The organism is Rhizorhabdus sp., assembly GCF_018006725.1.
GTDB lineage: Bacteria > Pseudomonadota > Alphaproteobacteria > Sphingomonadales > Sphingomonadaceae > Rhizorhabdus.
This window is the reverse complement of record NZ_JAGMXV010000077.1, coordinates 1-19,751: the sequence shown is the minus strand read 5'-3', so window position 1 is coordinate 19,751 and position 19,751 is coordinate 1. Positions and strand designations below refer to the sequence as shown.

Sequence of the window (19,751 nt, the reverse complement as noted above, 5' to 3'; positions counted from 1 at the left end):
GTCCTGAGCGACTCCCGTCGTCGCTGGACCGCGCAGGTGCGCGCCGATGGTGTGCTTGCCAGCAGCTGCGGCACCACCGGATCGATTCATCGCCTCGGCGCCCTGCTTCAGGACGCTCCGTCCTGCAACGGTTGGAGCTTCTGGCATATAGAGACACCCGAGGGGCTGCAGCCGATCGACAGCCTGCGCCAGAAGCACCTCGCCCAGCTGGGCGACTGAGCGGACAGGCTGGCGGGCCGTCGGCCCCCGCTTCCCTTCGATGAGGCTGGTCAGCGGCATTCCCCGGCGATAGCGAGGGGCGATGACCAACCACCCGATCTCCCGTTATGCGCGCCTCTATTTCCAGCCAGGGGGCTTCCTCGCGTCGCCCTTCGGCTATGACGGTCAGGTGGCGCGCCTCGCCGGGGGGCTGCACTGGTTCACCGGATATGAGGTGCTGATCGTCGACGGCGGTCGCAGGACGGGTTCGCGCTGGGTGCCGCTGACAGGGCTGGAGGCATTTCTCGCCAGCCTGACCGAGGAGCAGGCTCAGGCCGCACACGAGACGCTCGCGCGCATCGTCGCGCCGCGGCCGCCGCTTGCCCTGGGCGACAGGCGTCTGATGCTCGATCAGCCGCAGGTGATGCTGATCCTCAACATGACCCCGGACAGTTTCTCCGATGGCGGGCGGCACCTGCGTGATCCGCAGGCCGCCGCTGCTTCGGCTGCCGCTATGATCGCGGCTGGTGCGATGATCGTCGACGTCGGCGGAGAGTCGACCCGTCCGGGCGCCGAGACCGTGGCGCTGCGCGAGGAGATCGCGCGCGTCGAGCCGGTCGTCCGCGCGCTGGCGGGGCAGGGCATCCCGGTCTCGATCGACACGCGCAAAGCGGGCGTGATGGAAGCAGCGCTCGATGCTGGGGCGGCGATCGTCAACGACGTCTCCGCTTTGTGCCATGATCCCGCCTCGGCGGCGCTGCTTGCCGACCGCGATTGTCCCGTCATCCTGATGCACCATCAGGGCGACCCGGCGACGATGCAGCAGAGCCCGCATTATGAGGACGCGCTGATCGAGGTCTATGACTGGCTGGCCGAACGCATCGCCTTTGCCGAAGCGGCCGGCATCGCGCGGTCGCGGATCATCGTCGATCCGGGCATTGGCTTCGGCAAGACGCTGCGCCACAATCTGCAACTGCTCAACGGCCTGGCGCTGTTCCACGGCCTCGGCTGCCCGATCCTGCTGGGGGCGAGCCGCAAGCGGATCATAGGCGCGCTGTCGAACGAAGCGCCGACCGACGAGCGTCTCGGCGGGTCGATCGCGCTGGCGCTGCACGGCGCACAGGCCGGTGTGCAGCTGCTGCGGGTGCACGACGTGCCCGAAACGGTGCAGGCGGTCCGCATCTGGCGAGGCTTGCGCGACGAGGCGCTGACGCCGCGCCTTTAGGCGCGGGTGGCTAATCGGTTCAGGCGTCGATCACCTCTTCGTCGACGCTGGCCGCGTTCGCCTGGATGAACGCGAAGCGGTGCTCTGGGTGCTTGCCCATCAGCCGGTCGACGAGATCGCGGATGCCGGCGCGTTCTTCATATTCCTGGGGCAGGGTGACGCGCAGCAGCGTGCGGGTCTTCGGGTCCATGGTGGTTTCGCGCAACTGCTGGGGATTCATCTCGCCCAGGCCTTTGAAGCGCGACACCTCGACCTTCTTGCCCTTGAACTCCTTGGCCTCGATCTGGCGGCGATGCTCGTCGTCGCGGGCATAGACGCTCTTGGCGCCCGCCGTCAGGCGGTAGAGCGGCGGCTGAGCGAGGTAGAGATGCCCCTCGCGGACGAGGTCGGGCATTTCCTGGAAGAAGAAGGTCATCAGCAGCGTTGCGATATGCGCGCCGTCGACATCGGCGTCGGTCATGATCACGACCCGCTCGTAGCGGAGCAGGTCAACATTGCAGCGCTCCCGCGTGCCGCAGCCGAGCGCCTGGATCAGATCCGCGATTTCCTGGTTCGCGCCGATCTTGGCGCTGTTGGCCGAGGCCACGTTGAGGATCTTGCCGCGGATCGGCAGGATCGCTTGGGTCTTGCGGTCGCGCGCCTGCTTGGCCGAGCCGCCGGCGCTGTCGCCTTCGACGATGAAAATCTCGGTCCCCTCGGGGGCATCGTTGGCGCAATCGGTGAGCTTGCCGGGCAGGCGCAGCTTGCGTCCGGCGGTCGCGGTCTTGCGCTTGACCTCACGCTCCGCCTTGCGGCGCAGGCGATCGTCCATCCGGTCGAGGACGAAGGCGAGCAGCGCCTTGCCGCGCTCCATATTGTCGGCGAGGAAATGGTCGAAATGGTCGCGCACCGCATTCTCGACGAGCCGCGCGGCGTCGGGCGAGGTCAGTCGGTCCTTGGTCTGGCTCTGGAACTGCGGATCGCGGATGAACACCGACAGCATCTGTTCGGACCCGGTGACGATGTCGTCGGCGGTGACGTCTTTCGCCTTCTTGTTGCCGACCAGTTCGGCAAAGGCACGGATGCCCTTGACCAGCGCGGCGCGCAGGCCGTTTTCATGGGTGCCGCCATCGGGCGTCGGGATGGTGTTGCAATAATAGCTGTACGACCCTTCGGACCAGAGCGGCCAGGCGACGGCCCATTCGACCGAGCCCTGATTGTCGGGAAAGGCCTGCTTGCCCGCGAAGAATTGCGCGGTGGCACATTCGCGGCCACCGATCTGCTCGCGCAGATGGTCCGACAGGCCGCCGGGGAACTGGAAGACGGCTTCCGACGGCGTGTCGTCGCCGATCAGCGACGGATCGCATTTCCAGCGTATCTCGACGCCCGCGAACAGATAGGCTTTCGACCGCGTCAGCCGCATCAGCCGCGCCGGGCGGAAATGCGCGCTCGCGCCGAAGATTTCGGGGTCGGGGGTGAAGGTGACGCTGGTACCGCGCCGGTTGGGGGCGGCACCGAGCTTTTCGATCGGGCCGAGCGTCTCGCCGCGCGAGAAGCGCTGGCGGAACAGTTCCTTGTTGCGCGCGACCTCGACGATCGTCTCGGTCGACAAGGCGTTGACGACGGAGACGCCGACGCCGTGGAGGCCGCCGCTGGTCGCATAGGCCTTGTCGCTGAACTTGCCGCCCGAATGGAGCGTCGAGAGGATCACCTCCAGCGCCGACTTGCCGGGGAATTTGGGGTGCGGATCGACCGGGATGCCGCGCCCATTGTCGGTGATGGTCAGGCGGTTGCCGGGTTGCAGCGAGACTTCGATGCGGCTGGCATGGCCCGCGACCGCCTCGTCCATCGCATTGTCGAGCACTTCGGCCGCAAGATGGTGATAGGCGCGCTCGTCGGTGCCGCCGATATACATGCCGGGCCGGCGACGCACGGGTTCGAGGCCTTCGAGAACCTCGATCGCCGAAGCGTCGTAATTGCCGGAACTGGTCGAGGGCGCCGAAGCGAAAAGGTCGTCTGACATCGCCGCCGACTATAGGGCCGGGGATGGCAGGAAGGGAAGGGGCGTGAAGCCGTCGGCTGGCTTCAATCGGCTCAGCCGCAGCTGAGCTTGGCGATGTTGTCCGATGCGTCGAGTTCGACGTTCAGCCGGTCGGGCCGGTAATCCATTGTCACCGCCTGGCCGGGACGGATCAGCCGCATCGTCCTGGCGCCCGATGCCGTACGTGCCTGTTCTGCGGCCGAGGCTGACTTGCCGACGAAAGGCTGCGCCGGATCGGCGTTGCACGCACCGCCTTCGACTGGTGCGGCCGGTCGCTCCATTGTGGTGCATGCGGCAAGACCGGCCGCGAGAGCCAGCGTCAGCGCCGCATGCATCCAGCGCATGGGATCAGCGAACCCGCGGGCCGCCAAAGGGCAGCGGCGGCGGCGGACGGCGGTCACGACGCGGCAGCTGTGCCTGATAGGCGATCGAGCAATGGTCGAGGCAATAGGGAAAGCCGGGGTTGATCGGGTCACCGCAGAAATGGAAGTCGGGCTCGCCCGGATGGCCGATCGGCCATTTGCAGACGCGGTCGTTCAGCTCCAGCAGGCTGGTCTTGCCGGCGATCTCGGCGGACGGCTTGGCGGGCACGAGGCGGCGCGGCGGGGCTGGCGGGATCGGCGCGCTCTGCTCGCCGGGGGCCTGACGCTGGAAACCGCCGGGTCCGATCGATCGCACGAGCGGCATCGGGGCTGCCGGAGGCTGGGCCGCCGCAGGAGCAGGCGTCGCAGGGGCGGCTGCCACCGGTGCAGGCGCGGGGGCCGGCTTGGGTGCAGGCGCAGGCTCGACAACCGGAGCCGCCGCGACGGGCGGTGCCTTGGGTGCGGGCGCGGGCTTTTCGGTCGCCGGAGCCGCTGCAGCCTTGTCCTTGTCGGCAGCAGCCGACGAGTCGCCGCCGCCCTTCACCGGAGAGGGGCGCGCTTCGAGGCCGAGGCGGTGCGCCTTGCCGATCACGGCGTTGCGGCTGACGCCGCCCAGCTCCTCGGCGATCTGGCTGGCGGTCATTCCCTGACCCCAGAGCCGCTTGAGTTGATCGATCCGTTCTTCCGTCCAGGACATGCTTTTACCTCGTCTGCCCCCGCTGCCGGACGTCTCCGGCTCTTGCGGGCGGGGCGGTGAGCCGATAGGCGAAATGCCCATGAGCGACCAGCCCAAAAACATCATGATGCCCCCGCCCGGCGAGCCGGTGATCCCGTTCGTCAACTGGGGGGGAATGCTTGCCCTCTATGTGAAGGAGGTGAAGCGTTTCTTCAAGGTCCAGCTTCAGACTATATGGGCCCCCGCCTTCACGACGCTGCTCTATCTGCTGATCTTCACCCTCGCGCTGGGGGGCAAGGACCGGATGGTGATGGGCTATCCCTTCGCCACCTTCGTCGCGCCGGGCCTGATCGTGATGGGGATGATGAACGCGGCCTTCGCCAATTCGAGCTTCTCGCTGCTGGTCGGCAAGATGCAGGGGACGATCATCGACTATCTGATGCCGCCGCTGTCGACCGTCGAAACGCTGGTCGCGCTGATCGGCGCGTCGGTCACCCGGGCGATCCTTGTCGGCCTGGCTTTGTGGGTGGCGATGGCCTTCTGGCCGGGGGTCGACGTGATGCCGCGCCATCTGCCGGCGGTGATCTGGTTCGGCCTGATGGGCGCGATATTGCTCAGCCTGGTCGGCGTGCTGACGTCGATCTGGGCGGACAAGTTCGACCATGCCGCCGCCGTCCAGAATTTCGTCGTAGGGCCGCTGTCGCTGCTGTCGGGCACCTTCTATTCGGTCGAGGTGCTCCATCCCACCTTCCAGACGATCAGCCACGCCAACCCGTTCTTCTACGTCATTTCTGGTTTTCGCTATGGCTTCCTCGAACGGTCGGACTCGCCGGTGATGGTCGGCGCGATCGCGCTGCTCGTGCTGAACCTGCTGCTTTGCTGGGCGAACTATGTCGCGCTTGATCGCGGCTGGAAGATCAAGAGCTGAGGCCGGACATGAAAATGGGCCGCCCCTGATACGCCGGGACGGCCCTGTACTCAGGCTTGCGCCTTAACTGGGATTATTTGTAGCGGCGGCGGCCGTTCTTATCGATGTAGTATTTCCGGCCATAGCTATCGCGATAATAGCGACGCTCCTTGTTGAGCGTGTTGAGGAGCGCACCACCGGCGCCACCGATCAGCGCACCTTCGCCGACCGACAGGCCCGGGATCACCGCGCCGGCGACCACGCCGCCGGCAGCACCGATACCGGCACCGCGGAGAATATGTTCGGCGCTCTGCGCATAAGCGGGGGCGCCGGCACCGACGACCGACAGGGCGGTCGCCGCAGCAATGATCTTGACCATCTTCATGACTAGGTCCCTTCCTCGAAAACTCGTGTCGGAAAAACGCGGCTCCCTTTTTCGGGTTCCCTCGAAATCCGATGCGACTCTTCTAGAAAAAGGCGACTGAACGCGGTGTGAAGCCGCCGTTCATCTCAGGACAATCTTGAGCGTCGTCGCGGCGAGTGAAGACGCTCCGTCATTTCATGCCGCATTTTCCGAGCCGCCGACCACAGAGGGGCGCCTCGAAAATGCTTCAGACCCAGCCCTCGAACACCTGGTCGCGGGGGCGATGGCCATCGGCCCAGTGGCGGATGTTCGCGATCACGCGCTCGCCGGTTTCGGCGCGGCCCTCATAGGTGGCCGAGCCCATGTGGGGGAGGAGGACGACATTGTCGAGCGCGAGCAGCCGGGGATCGACGGCGGGTTCGTGCGTGAACACGTCGAGCCCGGCGCCGGCAATCTCGCCGCGCTCCAGCCGGTCGATCAGCGCTGCCTCGTCGACGATCGAACCGCGCGCGGTGTTGATCAGGTAGACGTGCCGCGCGAGCAGGCCGATGCGCCGCGCGTCGATCAGATTTTCGGTTTCGGGCGTGTGCGGGCAGTGGATCGAGACGATGTCGCTGTCCTGCAGGAGCCGGTCCAGATCGGGTTCGAACCGCGCGTCCAGCTCCTGCTCGACCGCCTCGGGCAGGCGATGGCGGTTGTGATAGACGATCGACAGGTCGAAGGCGCGGGCGCGGCGCGCCACTGCACGGCCGATCCGCCCCATGCCGATAATGCCCAGCGTCTTGCCGTCGATCCGGTGGCCCAGCATCGCAGCCGGGCTCCACCCGGTCCATGTGCCCGAGCGGACCAGCTTCTCGCCCTCGGCCAGCCGGCGCGGCACGGACAGGATCAGCGCCATCGTCATGTCGGCGGTGTCGGCGGTCAGCACGCCCGGCGTGTTGGTGACGATCACCCGCGCCGCGCGCGCGGCCTTCAGGTCGATATGGTCGACGCCATTGCCGAAATTGGCGATCAGGCCCAGCCGCCCCTTGGCCGCCGCGATCACTTCCGCATCGATGGCGTCGGTGATGGTCGGCACCAGAACGTCGCAACGCGCGGCGGCGGCGGCGAGTTCGGCCTGCGTCATCGGCCGGTCGCTCTCGTTCAGCTCGACGTCGAACAATTCGCGCATCCGCGCCTCGACCTGCGCGGGCAGGCGCCGGGTGACGATGAGCTTGGGATTGTGAGGACGGTCCGCCATGCTTTGTCGCTAGTCCCGCAGGCAGGCGAGCGCAAGCGCATGTCACGGCGCTTGAACCCTGTCGGCGGCGCTATACTAAGGGCGCTCGGACAAAAGGGGGAACAGGTGAAAAGGCTGCACTGGTTGTTGCTGGCGGGCATGGTCGTCGCGAGCGGCGCAGAGGCGCAGGAGCGCAAGACGCCCTACTGGGCCTCGATCGCCACCGGCAATGCGCTGCTGCGCACGGGGCCGGAGCGCACCTATCCCGCCACCTGGCGCTATCGCCGCCGCGACCTGCCGGTGCAGGTGATCAAGGTCTATGGCAATTGGCGCCGGATCAAGGAGCAGGACGGCACTGAGGGCTGGATGCTGGCGACGCTGCTGAGCGCCAAGCGCACCGCGATCGTGACCGGCGACACCCCCGCCGAAATGTACGCCGACGCCGACGCCGGATCGCGCATCGCCTGGCGCGCCGAGCCGGGCGTGGTGGGGCAGGTCAGCAAGTGCGAGGACGGCTGGTGCCTGTTCGATGTCGCGGGCAAGAAGGGCTATATCCAGACCGACCATATCTGGGGCGTCGACCCGGGCGAGGAGGTCGAGTGAATCTCGGCCCCCGCCTTGAAACCCCGCGCCTGATCCTGCGGCCGCACCGGCTCGAGGATTATGAGGCCTGCTGTTTCCTGACGAGCGACCCGGCGGCGGTGCGGATGATCTTCCAGAACCCGCTGACGCCCGAGGAAAGCTGGCACCGCATGCTGCGCTTCGTCGGCCATTGGGCGCTGCTCGGCTATGGCCTGCTGCTGGTCGAGGAGAAGGCGACCGGCCAGGTGGTGGGCGAGGTCGGCATCGCCGACTTCCACCGCGGCCTCGGCACCGATTTCGACCCCTTCCCCGAAATGGCCTGGATGATGGCGAGCGACGTCCACGGCCGCGGCTACGCCACCGAAGCCGCCACCGCGATGCTCCGCTGGATGGAAACCGCCTTCGCGCCCGAGCGGGTGGTCTGCATCATCGACCCGCACAACGCCGCGTCGCTGCGTGTGGCCGAGAAGCTAGGTTTCCATGTGTTCGGCAATGCGGAGTATAAGGGGAAGGCGGTGGTGAAGCTGCGGCGGGTTGTGAGTGTGGGGTGAGGGGCAAAGGACCGAAGTGACGTGGGTGGCAATCAAAATTTACACCGCTGATTGCTACGTCTGGGCGTTGTCCACTTTTCAAGTCATTTAACCAAACCAGACAGTCGGCAGACGGCCCATAACTATCTATGTCAGGCCAAGGGTACTTGGTGCCGCCACCCGCGCAACTGCGTTTACGCCTCCGATCGCTGCCCATGCTCTGGTACGCAGTTCGGCCACAGCCCGCTCCTTAGGCTCGATCCACGAACCCCACCGCCAACCGACCTACCTCCGCCAGCACCCCTGCAGACGCATCCCGCTCCGTCCCGTGACCGCGCCGCTCCGCCGGCGGGCAGCGAAGCCGAAAAGCACGGAACTGTCGAGGGGCATCAGCGGGAGGGGGGCGGCCCGTCCATCGCGGCATAAGCGCGGTAGAGGTCGATCAAGGCAGGGCTCGACGTTTCCGCAGGGCGGTACCAGCGCTTCGGCTCGATCCCCGTCGCCTCGGCGGGCAGGCGGTCGATCAGGGGGAGGACGCCGCGAAACCCCTCCGTGTCGCTGCGGTCGCCGATCAGCGCCTCGAAGGCGTAGCGGTCCTCCGATTCCTCGACCGCCAGGCGCGCCATATGCCCGGCCCTGATCCAGAAAAAATTATACCAGCACCAGCCATAGCGGGACGGGAACAGACCGGCGCGGGTCAGCGCCGGGTCGCGGCGGAAGGCGTCGAGATCGGCGGTAAGGGCCAAATGGCTGTGCAGGCGAAACAGGCCGTTTTTGCTGTGCGCCAGTTCGACGATCCCCTTGCTGTGGGCATAGAAGATCGGTTCGTCGGCGGGCAGGGTTTCGGCCAGCACCTTCAGCGCGCGGAAGCCCGGATATTCGAAGCTGTTGCGCCGCTCGGCCGCGACCGACAGCGGGTCGACCGCGAAGCCATGGGCGGCGATGCGGGCATGGACCGCCTCGTCCCACCGGCGCGGCGCGACGTAGGGCACCAGCACCTGCGCTCCGCCGGGCAGGGCGGCGACCAGCTGGGCCAGCCAGCGCATCTGACCGTCCATATAGGCAAGCCGCTGCTCCACGACTCTGTCGTCGGTCGCCTCGTCGCCGAGATAGCCGAAATAGACGATGGAACGCGCGCCGGGCATCGGGGTCGCGCGTCAGCTATAGTTGAAGCTGATGCTGATCCGGTCGCCCTTGGCGCCATTGGGCGGCACTTCGTGGCGCAGCCAGCTTTCCCACAGCAGGATCATGCCGGGCTTCGGCTCGGCATAGACGAAGGCGCGGTCCTCCTCGGGCGCGTCGGGGCGTCGGGGCGGGGCGGCCATCATCAGCGGCAGGCGCGGATCCTCGAACTTCAGCCCGCCCGATCCTTCGGGCACGGCGACGTAGAAGGTGCCGGAAATGGCGCTGTGCGGGTGGATATGCCCCGAATGGGTGCCGCCGGGCTTCATCAGATTGACCCACAGGCTGTCCAGGCGGAGCTTGCGGCCGAGATCGAGATGCAATTCCTCGGCGAAGCGCGCGACATGGCGGTTCAGCAGCTTCGCCAGGTCGGCAAAGGCAGGGTCGCGTGCGGGCAGGTCGTTGAGCGAGGCATAGGAGGTATAGCCGCGATAGCCCTTCTCCTTCGACCAGGCCTTGCCGGCGCGGTCCTCGGCCGCGAGCGAGCGGACCGAATGGTCGAGCTCGGCGAGCAGGGTCTCGTCCTCGACGAGGGCGTCATAGAGGCGGGTGACGAAGAGCGATCTTATGGCCATGGCCCGCACAAGCACGACCGCGCCGCCGGTTCAAGCGCCGAAGGCCTGTGGGGTGCGGCCGGATCAGCGGGGCTGTGCGGCCGAAAGCAGGGCGATGGCCTTGTTCAGCGCGGCGTCGACCGGCTTGCGGGCGACAGGAACGATGTGACGGGGGGTGAATCCGCGCCCTTCGAGCCGTGTGCCGTTCGCGGTACGGATGTCATACTCCGCCACGGTGAGCATGCCGCCGCCGGGCAGATCATGTTCGACCCCGCCGGTCACGGCCCCCGCCGTCTTCTGTCCGACCGAGATTGCCCGGCCGCTCTCGCCGAGGAAATAGGCGAGGATTTCGGCGGCGCTGGCCGTGTCGGGGCCGACGATCACGGCAAGCGGGCCGAGATAGGAGCGCGATCCGGCGCCGCGCGTATATTCCTCGATCTCGCGGCGGCCGTTGAGCCGGATCAGCAGCTGCCTGCGATCGGTGAACAGGCCGGCGATCTTGTCGAGAATGTCGTCGCGCCCGCCCAGATTATCGCGCAGGTCGAGGATGACGCCGCGCAGGGCAGGAGCCCGGGCGATCTGATCGCGCAGCCATTTGTCGTCGCCGCCGTCGAACTGGTTGAGCGTGATCAGAAGAATGCCGCCGTCGACCATCGTGGCTGCGCGCGCGGGGGGCAGGTCGCGCTCCTCGGGCGGCTCCTTTTCCCAGCGCAGCTGGCCGGGGCTGGTCGCATAGACATGGCTGTCGTCGAGCTGGTCGAGCATGCGGTTGACCACGGCATAAAGCTGCCGCTCGTCCTTCGCGGCCAGGGCCTGGGGGTAGAAGCGGTCGCGGATCGCCTCCCAGTGATTGCCGCCCATGGCCCGGTCCCAGTAGCGATCGGCGACGATCGACCAGGCGCGGTCGAACACGCGGGCGTTGAGGTCGGTCTCGCGGCCGAGGACGGGCGTCGAGGCGCTGACGAGGCAGCAGAGGGCGAGGACGAGGCGGGACAGACGGCGGTTCATCGGGTCAGTTCGCCGTGCAACGCAGGCTGAGCTGGTTGGTGCGCCGGTCGATCTCTGCCCGGTCGCACCCGTCGAGCCGGTCGCGACCGATCAGGACGGCCGGCCAGGCCTCCTGCTGCGGCACGCGGCGCTGGACCATGATATCGCCCGGCTTCTCCGGATCGCGCGGATATTGTTCGGCGCCGCCGAAGTCGGCGGTGCGGACGATCATGTCGTCATAGGCGAAACCGCCCACATTGGCGGGTGTTGCGAAGGTGACCGTTGATGCCGGGCGCTTGATGCCGAAAGCCGCTTCGATCTCGCCCGCATCGTCGAGCCGTCCGTCATGCGCGCGGGCGAGGATGGCGCCGGCCGATCCGGTGGCGACCGTGCGCGCCTGCTCCAGCGAGAATTGTACGAAGATTGCGTCGGCCCCGACCGTCTGGCGCGCCTGGGGGCCATGGGTGGGATGGTCGTCGAGGCCGTAGCGCAGGGTGCGCGTGGCGGCGGAGATGCCGACACTCCTGTCCATGATTATGGTCTCATAGGGAAGCAGCCCCAGGCCGATCTCGCCATCGACGCCCTTGCAGCAGTCGCGGCCGTGGGAGGCGAGGGTGACGATCATCTTGCGCCCGTTGATCCTGACCTTGGCTGCGGCCTGCACCCCGCGCAGTCTCTCGCGGCCGACCAGGGCATCGAAGCCGCTTTCGAAGGCGAAGCCGCTTCGGGGGGGATCGGCCTCGATCCGACGGACGGCGTCGGGGTTCAATTCTATCAGTCGCTTCTGGTTGAGCGAGACGCGCAATCGGAGCGGAACGTCGCCGATCGACAGGGTGATGATCGGCGCTTCCATGTCGAGCCGCAACTCGCCGGACAGCGGCAGCTTTTGCGCCGCCCTCGCCTGTACCGGCGCAAGGGCCGCCGCCGCGACCGCGAGAAACACGGCGGCGGCGAGCGGCCTCATCGGCGGTTTCGCGTCAGTTGGCGCGGTACGAGCGGTAGGCGGGCGCCGCCGGAGCCGCGCTGTAAGCCCGGCTGGTGCTGCTGCGGGGCGAACGATAGCTGCGGCTGCGATAGGTCCGGCGCTCCTTGTTGATCAGCGTGTTATAGAGCGCACCACCGGCGCCGCCAACCAGTGCGCCTTCGCCCACCGAGAGGCCCGGAATGATCGCACCGGCGATGACGCCGCCAGCTGCGCCGATGCCCGCGCCGCGCAGAATGTGGTTGGCGCTCTGCGCCGAGGCGGGAGCAGCGACACCGAGCGAGAGCAGAGCGGCGCTGCCAATAATAGCGAGCTTGTTCATGGCAGTACTCCTTCGTTCAATTCAAAGCGCCAACGGACGAATATGAAGCCGGTTCCCGCGTTCATTTAGGGTCAAGGAAACTCTTCGTCCTGTGCGTCTGCTCATTGAAGGTTCATTTGCTGAACCGCATATTGACCGCAGCCATGGAGGTGTTTCGATGCGCGTTAAACTGTGCCTTATCGGCGTTCTGTTGATGAGTTCGACCATGCCGGCCTTTGCGGCGCGGCCCTCTCCGGAGGCGCGACTGGCGAAAACGCTGGAGGGGCGCGTGGCAGGCAAACCGGTCAACTGCATCCCGCAGCGGCAGATCCAGTCCACCGAAATCTTCGAGCGGACCGCGATCGTCTACAAGATGGGGCGGATCTGGTACGTCAATCGCCCGGTCAACGGCGCGAATTTTCTCGATCGCAACGATGTGATGGTGACCGACACGCGCAGTCCCGACCTGTGCAACGTCGACATCGTCCGCTTGCTCGATCCGGGTACCCGTTTTCAGAGCGGGACCATCGGCCTGGGCAACTTCGTACCCTACACCAAGCCCAAATCCTGATAGGCCAAATCCTGAATGGAAGACGGGGGCTGGGGACAGACCCCGGCCCCGCCCACAGGGTCAGTCGTCGGCGCGCTCGAAGCGCAGCGCGGCATGATAGGCGAGTTCGCGGCGAGCGTCGGCGTCGTCGGTACCGGCAACCAGCTTGATGTCGCTCGCCTTTCGGAAGCGGATATGGACCGGGCCCGCCATCTGATGCGGAGCGTCCTTGCCGAGTTCGGCGGCCCTTGCCGGGTTGACGGCCGCGCTGCCATCGACCTGCGCGAAGGCCGACGTCGCCGTCGATACCGCCATCATCAGAGCCACGAACCGCTTCATCGACTTTACTCCACATAAGCGCCGATCAACACCCGGCGTGCAGCCTCTCTACTGCAAACGATATCATCGGGGAAATGACCAAAGGTCGTAACTCTGATCGATTTTACAACTGTTCACGAACGCGCGGCCCGATTGCTGCCGATGCGCCGCCGAAGCTATGGTCGCAGCCAGGGCGGCAGGGGCGCTGCGCCCTTGCGAAGGGATATGGTTTGGAACATCGCCGTGAGATCGACGGTCTGCGAGCGGTCGCGGTCATTCCCGTCATCTTCTTCCACGCCGGCCAAAGCCTGTTCGCCGGTGGCTTTCTGGGCGTCGATATTTTCTTCGTCATCAGCGGCTATCTGATCACTTCGATCCTGATCGAGGACAGCCGGCGGGGGGATGTGTCGCTCAGGCGCTTCTACGAACGCCGTGTGCGGCGGATCGTGCCGATGCTTTACCTGGTGATGGCGCTTTGCGCTGTCGGCGGCTGGTTCCTCATGCTCCCCGACCAGCTTGAAAATCTCGGCCAGTCGATCGTCGCGACGACGCTGTTTTCGAACAATCTGCTGCTCGCGGCGACGACTGGCTATTGGGATGTCTCGATTGCGCTGAAGCCCCTCGTGCACAGCTGGTCGCTGGGGGTGGAGGAGCAATTCTACCTGCTGCTTCCATGGCTGTTCCTGCTGGTGCGCAGCCCCGCCGCGCGCCGGGCATGGCTTGCGGGCGTGGCCGTGGCGAGCCTCGCCCTCGCGCTGGTTCTGACCCGGCACATCCCGCTCGCAGCTTTCTATCTCTCACCGCTGCGCTTCTGGGAGATCGCCACGGGGGCTTTGTGCGCTGGGCGATTGCGGGCGCAGGCCTCGGTGCGCAGCGACATCCTTGCCGCACTCGGCCTGGCGCTGATCGTCGTGGCGATGACGGGGGCGGCCATGGCTAGGCTCGTGCCTCTGCCGCTCGTCTGGATCGTATTGGCGGTCGGTGGCACGGTCCTGTTCCTGCATGCCGGGTCCGATCGGCGCGGGCCCGGACGGCTGCTGGCATGGCCGCCGATCGTGCTGCTCGGCCTGATCAGCTACAGCGCCTATCTCTGGCACCAGCCGGTGTTCGCCTTTGCACGGATGATATCGCGCGAGCCACCGTTGCCCGCCACGCTATCGGCGCTGGTGCCCGCTATCCTCGCCCTGTCCTATGCCAGCTGGCGCTGGATCGAGCGTCCTTGCCGGGATGCTGAAAGGGTGGGCACCCGGACATTGTTGTGGGGCGTCGGCGCCGCGAGCCTGCTGCTCGTCGGCCTCGGCCTCGCGCTCCATTTCGGGCGAGGCTTTCCCGCCCGGCTCTTCCCGCGCGCGCCGGACGGCTTTTCGGGAAGCTATATCGACTATAACCGGCAGGCGTTCCGCTATCGCGCGGACCGCTTCGTCGGCGATCGCCCGGTCCGTCTTCTCGTCGTCGGCAACAGTTTCGGACGCGACATCGTCAATATCGTGCGCGAAGGCTGGGGCGAGCGGCGGATCGCCATCGTCTATCGGGACGATCTCGATGTCTGCAGCTTCCGAGATGGCGATCCTGCCGTGCGGAAGCTCGTGTCCACGGCCAATGTCCTGTTCTTCAACGGAGCCGGCGGGCGCGGTCAGCAGGCCTGCGTTTCTGAGGGCATCGCCTGGGCGAAGCGCGGGGGACGGCAGATACTCTTCTTCGGAACCAAGAGCTTCGGCACCAATATCAACTGGCTTGCGACCGTACCGCGCGCACATCGCACCCTGTTGCTCAACCGCCCCGATCCTGCAGTGATGCGGCACGAAGGGCTGATCGTGCAGCGCGTTCCGGCCGATCATTACGTCAGTCTGATGCGCCCGATCATGATCGGCGGCAAGGTGCCCTTCACCGACGAGCAAGGCCGCCTGCTGTCAGGCGACACGACTCACCTGACCCGCGCCGGCGCGCGCTACCTCGCCCGCTATCTGCGAGCGGATCCGAAACTGCGCCGCGCGCTCGGCTGAACGAAAAAGGGGTCGCCGTTGCCGGCGACCCCCTTGTTCGGTTCCAGAATGATCCGGATCAGCGCTTCGAGAACTGGAAGCTGCGGCGGGCCTTCGCCTTGCCGTACTTCTTACGCTCGACCGCGCGGCTGTCGCGGGTCAGGAAGCCGGCGGCCTTGACGGGCGCGCGCAGAACCGGCTCGTACTTGGTAAGCGCCTGGCTGATGCCATGCTTGACCGCACCGGCCTGGCCGGAGAGGCCGCCGCCCTTGACGGTGGCGATGACGTCATACTGACCTTCGCGGCCGGCGACCGAGAAGGGCTGGTTGATGACGAGACGCAGCGTCGGGCGAGCGAAATAGACTTCCTGGTCGCGGCCGTTGACGGTGACCTTGCCGGTGCCCGGCTTCAGCCACACGCGGGCGACGGCGTCCTTACGACGGCCGGTCGCATAGGCGCGGCCATAGGCGTCGAGTTCCTGCGCGCGCAGCGGAGTGGTCGGCTGGGTCGAAACCGGAGCGGCGACTTCGGCAACGTCACCGGCTTCGGCGGCGGGAGCAGCGGCGGCCGGAGCAGCCGGGGCGGCGGCCGCGCCGGTCAGCGCGGCGAGGTCGGAAAGCGACTGGCGGTTATCGGACATTATGCGCCCACCTTGTTCTTGCGGTTCAGCGAAGCGATGTCGAGAACCTCGGGATTCTGTGCGCCATGCGGATGCTCGGCGCCGGCGAAGATGCGCAGGTTGCGCATCTGCTGACGGCCCAGCGGACCGCGCGGGATCATCCGCTCGACGGCCTTTTCAAGGACGCGCTCGGGGAAGCGGCCGCCGAGGACCTTGTCCGCGCGGGCTTCCTTGATGCCGCCGGCATAGCCGGTGTGGCGATAGTAGATCTTCTGCGTCAGCTTGCGGCCGGTGAAGCGGACCTTGTCCGCGTTGATCACGACGACATTGTCGCCGCAATCGATGAACGGGGTGAAGCTCGGCTTGTGCTTGCCGCGCAGGATGTTGGCGATGATCGAGGCGACGCGGCCGACGACCAGCCCTTCCGCATCGATCAGATGCCACTTCTTTTCCACCGTGGCGGGGGTCGCCATCTTGGTGGTCTTCATGAGCGCCTTCATGGGCCTGGGACCTTCTGTTTCGTTCGTTCCGAAATGAACGACGCCGCCCCTCGAGGAGGCGGCGTTGACGGGGCGCTAATGCGCGGAGAGGCCAATTGAGTCAAGCAAAATGGGCCTGAATTTAAGTGGTATTATGATACCTTGATCTTGTCGAGGCCGTGCGTCGCCCACAGCAGGCTGGCGAGCAGCAGCACCGCCACACCCTGATGCGCGACCGCTACGACGATGTCGACGCCGGTCAGCAGCGTGGCGACGCCGAGAAGGATCTGCAGCGTCAGAAAGGTTGCGATCGCATGGACCGGACCCTTGATGCCCGTAGCCATGGCCCGACGGGCTAGGAGAAGGGCGGCGATTGCAGCGACCCAGGCCCACCAGCGATGGATGAACTGCACCACGATCGGGTTGTCCCACAGATTGGCGAGACCGAGCAGGGCGTTCCAGCCGCCCTGCGGGAACCAGTCTTCGCCCATTTTCGGCCAGGTCGAGAAAGCATAACCGGCGCGCAGGCCAGCGACGAAGGCGCCGAGCATGATCTGCACCGCGAGGATGCCGAGAGCGACAAGGCCGATGACCGCCGGCCGCGCCGGCCGGGCGGCGGGGTCGCGTGCCAGCCGGAACAGGTCGAGTGCCGTCCACACCAGGGCAGAGAAGATGGTGAGCGCTGCCAGCAGATGGACCGCCAGACGGATGTGGCTGACCTCGGTCCGCTCGGACAGGCCCGAATAGACCATCCACCAGCCGATCGCGCCCTGCATGCCGCCCAGTGCGAAGATGCCGATCATGCGCCAGCCATAGCCGGCCGGGACCGCGCGCCGCCACCAGGCGACGAGCATCACCACTGCGAGCACCGCGCCGATCCCGCGCGCGAGCAGCCGGTGGACATATTCCCAGAAGAAAATCTCCTTGAAGCCGTCCAGCGTCATGTGGAGGTTGAAGGCGGTATATTGGGGAATTTGCTTGTAATTGTCGAACTCGGCCGCCCATTCGGCGTCGTTCAGCGGCGGCAAGATGCCGCTGATCGGCTTCCATTCGGTGATCGACAGGCCGGACTCGGTGATGCGGGTGATCCCGCCCACGACAACGATCAGGAAGACGAGGGTCGCAACGACGAGCAGCCAGGCGCCCAGGGCGCGCGGCTGCGGATTGGGCGAGGCGGGGCGCGAAAGCATCGACATGGGCGCCCCATGCGCCAGCACCATCGCCGGATCAAGCAGTCCCAAGGGGAAAAGCATGCGGGACCGTCCCGATACCCCTTCATGAAGCTGGTATAGCGGCGGCGGCCCGCCTATCGTGGCGCGATGCATGGAAGGATCGACCGCGAAGGCGAAGCGGTGAAAGCGCGACCGGGGATAACCCGCCGGAAGCTTCTGATCGGCGGCGGGGTTGCGGCCGGGCTGGTGGTCGGCTGGGCGATCTGGCCGCGCAACTATGCACCCAATCTTCGCGCAGCGCCCGGCGAGACGATCTTCGACGCCTTTCTCAAGATCGGTGCCGATGGCCGCGTCACGGTCGTCGTGCCGCAGGCCGAGATGGGGCAGGGCGTTTACACATCACTACCGCAGATCCTGGCCGACGAACTCGGCGCCGACTGGCGCACGGTGGCGGTCGAGCCCGCGCCGATCAATCCGATCTACGCCAATATAGGTGTCGTTCGCGAGGGCATGGAACAGGCGCTGCCGGGCTGGCTGCACGGTGTCACCGCCTTTGCATCGCGCGAGATCGCCATGCGCGCCAATCTGACGATGACGGCCGGGTCGTCGTCGATCCGCAGTTTCGAGCCGCGGCTGCGCGAAGCAGGCGCTGCCGCTCGCAGCCTGTTGTGCAAGGCGGCGGCCGAGCGGTGGAAGATCGACTGGAAGGCCTGCGACACCGAAGCAGGCTTTGTCGTGCGCGGCAACGACCGGTTGCGCTTCGGCGAGCTCGCTGCGGCGGCCGCTCTGCTCGAACCGCCGAAAGAGCTGCGGCTGCGTGAGCGGGACGAGCGGACCTTGGTCGGCAAGGACGTTCCGCGCCTCGATCTGCCGTCGAAGGTCGATGGCAGCGCGCAGATGGGGGCCGACATCCGCCTTTCCGGGATGCTCTATGCCTCGATCGCGCATGGCCCCTATGGCGCCACGCGCCCTGCAAAGATGATTACCGGCGATGCCGATGCCGTTCCCGGCGTGTCGGCAGTCCTCACTAATCCGGGTTGGGTTGCCGTCGTCGCGAACAACTGGTGGGCGGCGGACCGTGGGCTCCAGGCGCTCGCGATCGAATGGGAGGCTGCCGGGCCGAAGCCCGACGATGCCTCTATCCGCAAGGCGCTGGCCGCCGCGCTCGACGGGAAGGAGCGCAAGCGCTTCGTCGAGCGCGAGAAGCCGGACGAGGTGTTGACCGGCGCCGGGGTGCTTACGGCTACCTATTCGGTGCCGATGATCCCACAGGCGCCGCTCGAGACGCTGACCGCGACGGCGCGTGTCGGCGACAGCGGTGTAGAGGTCTGGGTGCCGACCCAGTCACTGCCTTTCACCCGTGCCGCCGTGGCCAAGGCGCTTGGCCGGGACGAGGCCAGCGTGACCATCTATCCGACGCTCGTCGGCGGTGGCTTCGGCCGGAAGATCGAGGTCGATGCGGCGGTCGAGGCCGCCATCATCGCCTCGAAGCTGCGCAAGCCCGTGCAACTCGTCTGGCCCCGACGCGAGGACATACAGCACAGCCGCTTTCGCCCGCCCGCGCTTGCCCGGTTGCGCGGCAAATTGGGGCCGGCGGCGTCGATCGCGGGCTGGTCCGCGACGATCGCGACGCCTTCGTCAAATATGGAGATGATGGACCGCCTCGGAGGGAAGCCGCGCGCCAGTTCCTTCGACCCCGATCAGGGCGCGGTCGAAGGCGCGGTGCCGGCCTATTCCATCGCGGCACTGGCCGTGGAGCATGCGCCCGTCGATATCGGTGTGGGGACCGGTGCCTGGCGGTCGGTCGCCAACAGCTATACCGCCTTCTTTACCGAGAGTTTCGTCGACGAACTCGCATTATCGGCCGGGCTGGATCCGCTCTCCTTCCGTATGCAGGCGCTGACGAAGCAGCCCCGGCTCGCGCGTTGTCTGCAGACCGCTGCCGCACTCGGCGGCTGGCAGGGCGGGGAGGCCGGAACGGGCCAGGGTTTCGCGCTCCATAGCTGTTTCGGCAGCCACGTCGCCGTGATGGCCGAGGTGCGCGCCGAAGGCGGCGACATCCGCGTGACAAGTCTGACCATCGTCGCCGATGTGGGCCAGGTGATCCATCCCGATATCGTTCGCCAGCAACTTGAGGGTGGCGCGGCCTGGGGCCTCGCCAACGCATTCGGCGCGCCCATCTCGCTGACGGACGGGGTCGTTGCGGCACAGAATTTCGACGCACTGAACCTGCCGACGCTTGCCACCACGCCCGAAATTCGCGTCGAGATCCTTTCGTCCGAAGAGCGCGTCGGCGGTGCCGGCGAAATTTCGGTGCCTCCGGTCGCGCCCGCTATCGCCAACGCCGTTTTCGCTGCCACCGGCAAGCGCCTTCGCCACCTTCCATTGAGTCTGTCAGACGCATGAGCCATCTTCCCGCAGACCACCCCCCCGTTCCGCCTCGTCGCATCGGCGTCCTGCTGATCAATCTGGGAACGCCCGACGCGCCGACGCCGGCGGCGGTGAAGCGTTATCTGGCCGAGTTTCTGTCCGACCGCAGGGT

22 protein-coding genes and 1 pseudogene are annotated in these 19,751 nt (G+C 66.7%); 9 read left to right on the top strand and 14 right to left on the bottom strand.

Going from position 1 to position 19,751, the window contains the following annotated elements:
- Both KAY22_RS12415 and folP read left to right on the top strand, forming a co-directional pair.
- Positions 1-219, top strand: a pseudogene (locus KAY22_RS12415) (site-specific DNA-methyltransferase); the annotation flags it as partial.
- An 82-nt stretch (positions 220-301) separates the two neighbouring features.
- Positions 302-1,423: a dihydropteroate synthase gene (gene folP / locus KAY22_RS12410; RefSeq protein WP_296623782.1), complete on the top strand. Its 1,122-nt coding sequence runs from the start codon at positions 302-304 to the stop codon at positions 1,421-1,423.
- Between the two features lie 19 nt (positions 1,424-1,442).
- Here the strand turns inward: folP and parE are convergent, their stop codons facing one another.
- The 3 genes from parE to KAY22_RS12395 form a co-directional block, all read right to left on the bottom strand.
- Complete coding sequence (gene parE, locus KAY22_RS12405) at positions 1,443-3,425, bottom strand: DNA topoisomerase IV subunit B (RefSeq protein WP_296623781.1); 1,983 nt, start codon at positions 3,423-3,425, stop codon at positions 1,443-1,445.
- 71 nt (positions 3,426-3,496) lie between these two features.
- Positions 3,497-3,787: an I78 family peptidase inhibitor gene (locus KAY22_RS12400; RefSeq protein ID WP_296623780.1), complete on the bottom strand. Its 291-nt coding sequence runs from the start codon at positions 3,785-3,787 to the stop codon at positions 3,497-3,499.
- 4 nt (positions 3,788-3,791) lie between these two features.
- Entirely contained in the window at positions 3,792-4,502 is a 711-nt protein-coding gene (locus KAY22_RS12395) for a GcrA family cell cycle regulator (protein WP_296623779.1), read from the bottom strand.
- 79 nt (positions 4,503-4,581) lie between these two features.
- Here KAY22_RS12395 and KAY22_RS12390 point away from each other — a divergent pair, with 79 nt between their 5' ends.
- A complete protein-coding gene (locus tag KAY22_RS12390; protein ID WP_296623778.1) occupies positions 4,582-5,409 on the top strand; it encodes an ABC transporter permease in 828 nt (275 codons plus the stop codon).
- 73 nt (positions 5,410-5,482) lie between these two features.
- Here KAY22_RS12390 and KAY22_RS12385 read toward each other — a convergent pair whose 3' ends face one another.
- Together KAY22_RS12385 and KAY22_RS12380 are read right to left on the bottom strand one after the other, a co-directional pair.
- The gene (locus KAY22_RS12385) at positions 5,483-5,773 is read right to left on the bottom strand and encodes a hypothetical protein (RefSeq protein WP_296623777.1); all 291 of its coding nucleotides are present in this window, start codon (positions 5,771-5,773) and stop codon (positions 5,483-5,485) included.
- 226 nt (positions 5,774-5,999) lie between these two features.
- Positions 6,000-6,992: a D-glycerate dehydrogenase gene (locus tag KAY22_RS12380; RefSeq protein WP_296623776.1), complete on the bottom strand. Its 993-nt coding sequence runs from the start codon at positions 6,990-6,992 to the stop codon at positions 6,000-6,002.
- 105 nt (positions 6,993-7,097) lie between these two features.
- Between KAY22_RS12380 and KAY22_RS12375 the strand changes: the two genes are divergently transcribed.
- On the top strand, positions 7,098-7,574 hold the full coding sequence (locus tag KAY22_RS12375; RefSeq protein ID WP_366514086.1) for an SH3 domain-containing protein: 477 nt from the start codon (positions 7,098-7,100) through the stop codon (positions 7,572-7,574).
- Entirely contained in the window at positions 7,571-8,104 is a 534-nt protein-coding gene (locus KAY22_RS12370; RefSeq protein ID WP_296623775.1) for a GNAT family N-acetyltransferase, read from the top strand. Before KAY22_RS12375 ends, KAY22_RS12370 begins: the two co-directional genes overlap by 4 nt.
- A 368-nt stretch (positions 8,105-8,472) precedes the next feature.
- On the opposite strand, the gene KAY22_RS12365 is transcribed toward KAY22_RS12370, so the two are convergent.
- From KAY22_RS12365 to KAY22_RS12345, 5 genes are all read right to left on the bottom strand, one after another.
- Positions 8,473-9,228: a hypothetical protein gene (locus tag KAY22_RS12365; protein ID WP_296623774.1), complete on the bottom strand. Its 756-nt coding sequence runs from the start codon at positions 9,226-9,228 to the stop codon at positions 8,473-8,475.
- Between the two features lie 12 nt (positions 9,229-9,240).
- Entirely contained in the window at positions 9,241-9,840 is a 600-nt protein-coding gene (locus KAY22_RS12360; protein WP_296623773.1) for a TIGR02466 family protein, read from the bottom strand.
- Positions 9,841-9,903: 63 nt separating this feature from the next.
- Positions 9,904-10,827, bottom strand: a complete 924-nt coding sequence (locus tag KAY22_RS12355; protein WP_296623772.1) for a S41 family peptidase — start codon at positions 10,825-10,827, stop codon at positions 9,904-9,906.
- A gap of 4 nt (positions 10,828-10,831) precedes the next feature.
- Entirely contained in the window at positions 10,832-11,770 is a 939-nt protein-coding gene (locus tag KAY22_RS12350; protein ID WP_296623771.1) for a hypothetical protein, read from the bottom strand.
- Between the two features lie 13 nt (positions 11,771-11,783).
- Positions 11,784-12,110 (bottom strand): hypothetical protein, encoded by a 327-nt coding sequence (locus tag KAY22_RS12345; protein WP_296623770.1) that lies wholly within the window; start codon positions 12,108-12,110, stop codon positions 11,784-11,786.
- 157 nt (positions 12,111-12,267) lie between these two features.
- On the opposite strand from KAY22_RS12345, the gene KAY22_RS12340 reads away from it, so the two are divergent.
- Entirely contained in the window at positions 12,268-12,660 is a 393-nt protein-coding gene (locus KAY22_RS12340) for a hypothetical protein (protein WP_296623769.1), read from the top strand.
- Between the two features lie 60 nt (positions 12,661-12,720).
- On the opposite strand, the gene KAY22_RS12335 is transcribed toward KAY22_RS12340, so the two are convergent.
- Positions 12,721-12,978, bottom strand: coding sequence for a hypothetical protein (locus tag KAY22_RS12335; RefSeq protein ID WP_296623768.1), 258 nt, complete (start codon positions 12,976-12,978; stop codon positions 12,721-12,723).
- Positions 12,979-13,187: 209 nt separating this feature from the next.
- Between KAY22_RS12335 and KAY22_RS12330 the strand changes: the two genes are divergently transcribed.
- Positions 13,188-14,960: an acyltransferase gene (locus KAY22_RS12330; protein ID WP_296623767.1), complete on the top strand. Its 1,773-nt coding sequence runs from the start codon at positions 13,188-13,190 to the stop codon at positions 14,958-14,960.
- A 58-nt stretch (positions 14,961-15,018) separates the two neighbouring features.
- Here KAY22_RS12330 and rpsI read toward each other — a convergent pair whose 3' ends face one another.
- The 3 genes from rpsI to KAY22_RS12315 all read right to left on the bottom strand — a co-directional run bounded on the left by rpsI (position 15,019) and on the right by KAY22_RS12315 (position 17,233).
- The gene (rpsI, locus tag KAY22_RS12325) at positions 15,019-15,579 is read right to left on the bottom strand and encodes a 30S ribosomal protein S9 (protein ID WP_296623766.1); all 561 of its coding nucleotides are present in this window, start codon (positions 15,577-15,579) and stop codon (positions 15,019-15,021) included.
- A complete protein-coding gene (rplM, locus tag KAY22_RS12320) occupies positions 15,579-16,058 on the bottom strand; it encodes a 50S ribosomal protein L13 (RefSeq protein WP_296623765.1) in 480 nt (159 codons plus the stop codon). Before rplM ends, rpsI begins: the two co-directional genes overlap by 1 nt.
- Positions 16,059-16,189: 131 nt before the next feature.
- Complete coding sequence (locus KAY22_RS12315; RefSeq protein ID WP_296623764.1) at positions 16,190-17,233, bottom strand: COX15/CtaA family protein; 1,044 nt, start codon at positions 17,231-17,233, stop codon at positions 16,190-16,192.
- A 156-nt stretch (positions 17,234-17,389) separates the two neighbouring features.
- On the opposite strand from KAY22_RS12315, the gene KAY22_RS12310 reads away from it, so the two are divergent.
- Positions 17,390-19,615 (top strand): molybdopterin cofactor-binding domain-containing protein, encoded by a 2,226-nt coding sequence (locus tag KAY22_RS12310; protein WP_366514085.1) that lies wholly within the window; start codon positions 17,390-17,392, stop codon positions 19,613-19,615.
- The coding region (locus tag KAY22_RS12305) for a ferrochelatase (protein WP_296623783.1) at positions 19,612-19,751 on the top strand (140 nt) is incomplete at its 3' end. The genes KAY22_RS12310 and KAY22_RS12305, both read left to right, overlap by 4 nt.

Bases quoted from the DNA above. Each gene is read 5' to 3' on its own strand.
- folP (WP_296623782.1), top strand. From the start codon at position 302: ATGACCAACCACCCGATCTCCCGTTATGCGCGCCTCTATTTCCAGCCA.
- parE (WP_296623781.1), bottom strand. From the start codon at position 3,425: ATGTCAGACGACCTTTTCGCTTCGGCGCCCTCGACCAGTTCCGGCAAT.
- KAY22_RS12400 (WP_296623780.1), bottom strand. From the start codon at position 3,787: ATGCGCTGGATGCATGCGGCGCTGACGCTGGCTCTCGCGGCCGGTCTT.
- KAY22_RS12395 (WP_296623779.1), bottom strand. From the start codon at position 4,502: ATGTCCTGGACGGAAGAACGGATCGATCAACTCAAGCGGCTCTGGGGT.
- KAY22_RS12390 (WP_296623778.1), top strand. From the start codon at position 4,582: ATGAGCGACCAGCCCAAAAACATCATGATGCCCCCGCCCGGCGAGCCG.
- KAY22_RS12385 (WP_296623777.1), bottom strand. From the start codon at position 5,773: ATGAAGATGGTCAAGATCATTGCTGCGGCGACCGCCCTGTCGGTCGTC.
- KAY22_RS12380 (WP_296623776.1), bottom strand. From the start codon at position 6,992: ATGGCGGACCGTCCTCACAATCCCAAGCTCATCGTCACCCGGCGCCTG.
- KAY22_RS12365 (WP_296623774.1), bottom strand. From the start codon at position 9,228: ATGCCCGGCGCGCGTTCCATCGTCTATTTCGGCTATCTCGGCGACGAG.
- KAY22_RS12360 (WP_296623773.1), bottom strand. From the start codon at position 9,840: ATGGCCATAAGATCGCTCTTCGTCACCCGCCTCTATGACGCCCTCGTC.
- KAY22_RS12355 (WP_296623772.1), bottom strand. From the start codon at position 10,827: ATGAACCGCCGTCTGTCCCGCCTCGTCCTCGCCCTCTGCTGCCTCGTC.
- KAY22_RS12350 (WP_296623771.1), bottom strand. From the start codon at position 11,770: ATGAGGCCGCTCGCCGCCGCCGTGTTTCTCGCGGTCGCGGCGGCGGCC.
- KAY22_RS12345 (WP_296623770.1), bottom strand. From the start codon at position 12,110: ATGAACAAGCTCGCTATTATTGGCAGCGCCGCTCTGCTCTCGCTCGGT.
- KAY22_RS12340 (WP_296623769.1), top strand. From the start codon at position 12,268: ATGCGCGTTAAACTGTGCCTTATCGGCGTTCTGTTGATGAGTTCGACC.
- KAY22_RS12335 (WP_296623768.1), bottom strand. From the start codon at position 12,978: ATGAAGCGGTTCGTGGCTCTGATGATGGCGGTATCGACGGCGACGTCG.
- rpsI (WP_296623766.1), bottom strand. From the start codon at position 15,579: ATGTCCGATAACCGCCAGTCGCTTTCCGACCTCGCCGCGCTGACCGGC.
- rplM (WP_296623765.1), bottom strand. From the start codon at position 16,058: ATGAAGGCGCTCATGAAGACCACCAAGATGGCGACCCCCGCCACGGTG.
- KAY22_RS12315 (WP_296623764.1), bottom strand. From the start codon at position 17,233: ATGTCGATGCTTTCGCGCCCCGCCTCGCCCAATCCGCAGCCGCGCGCC.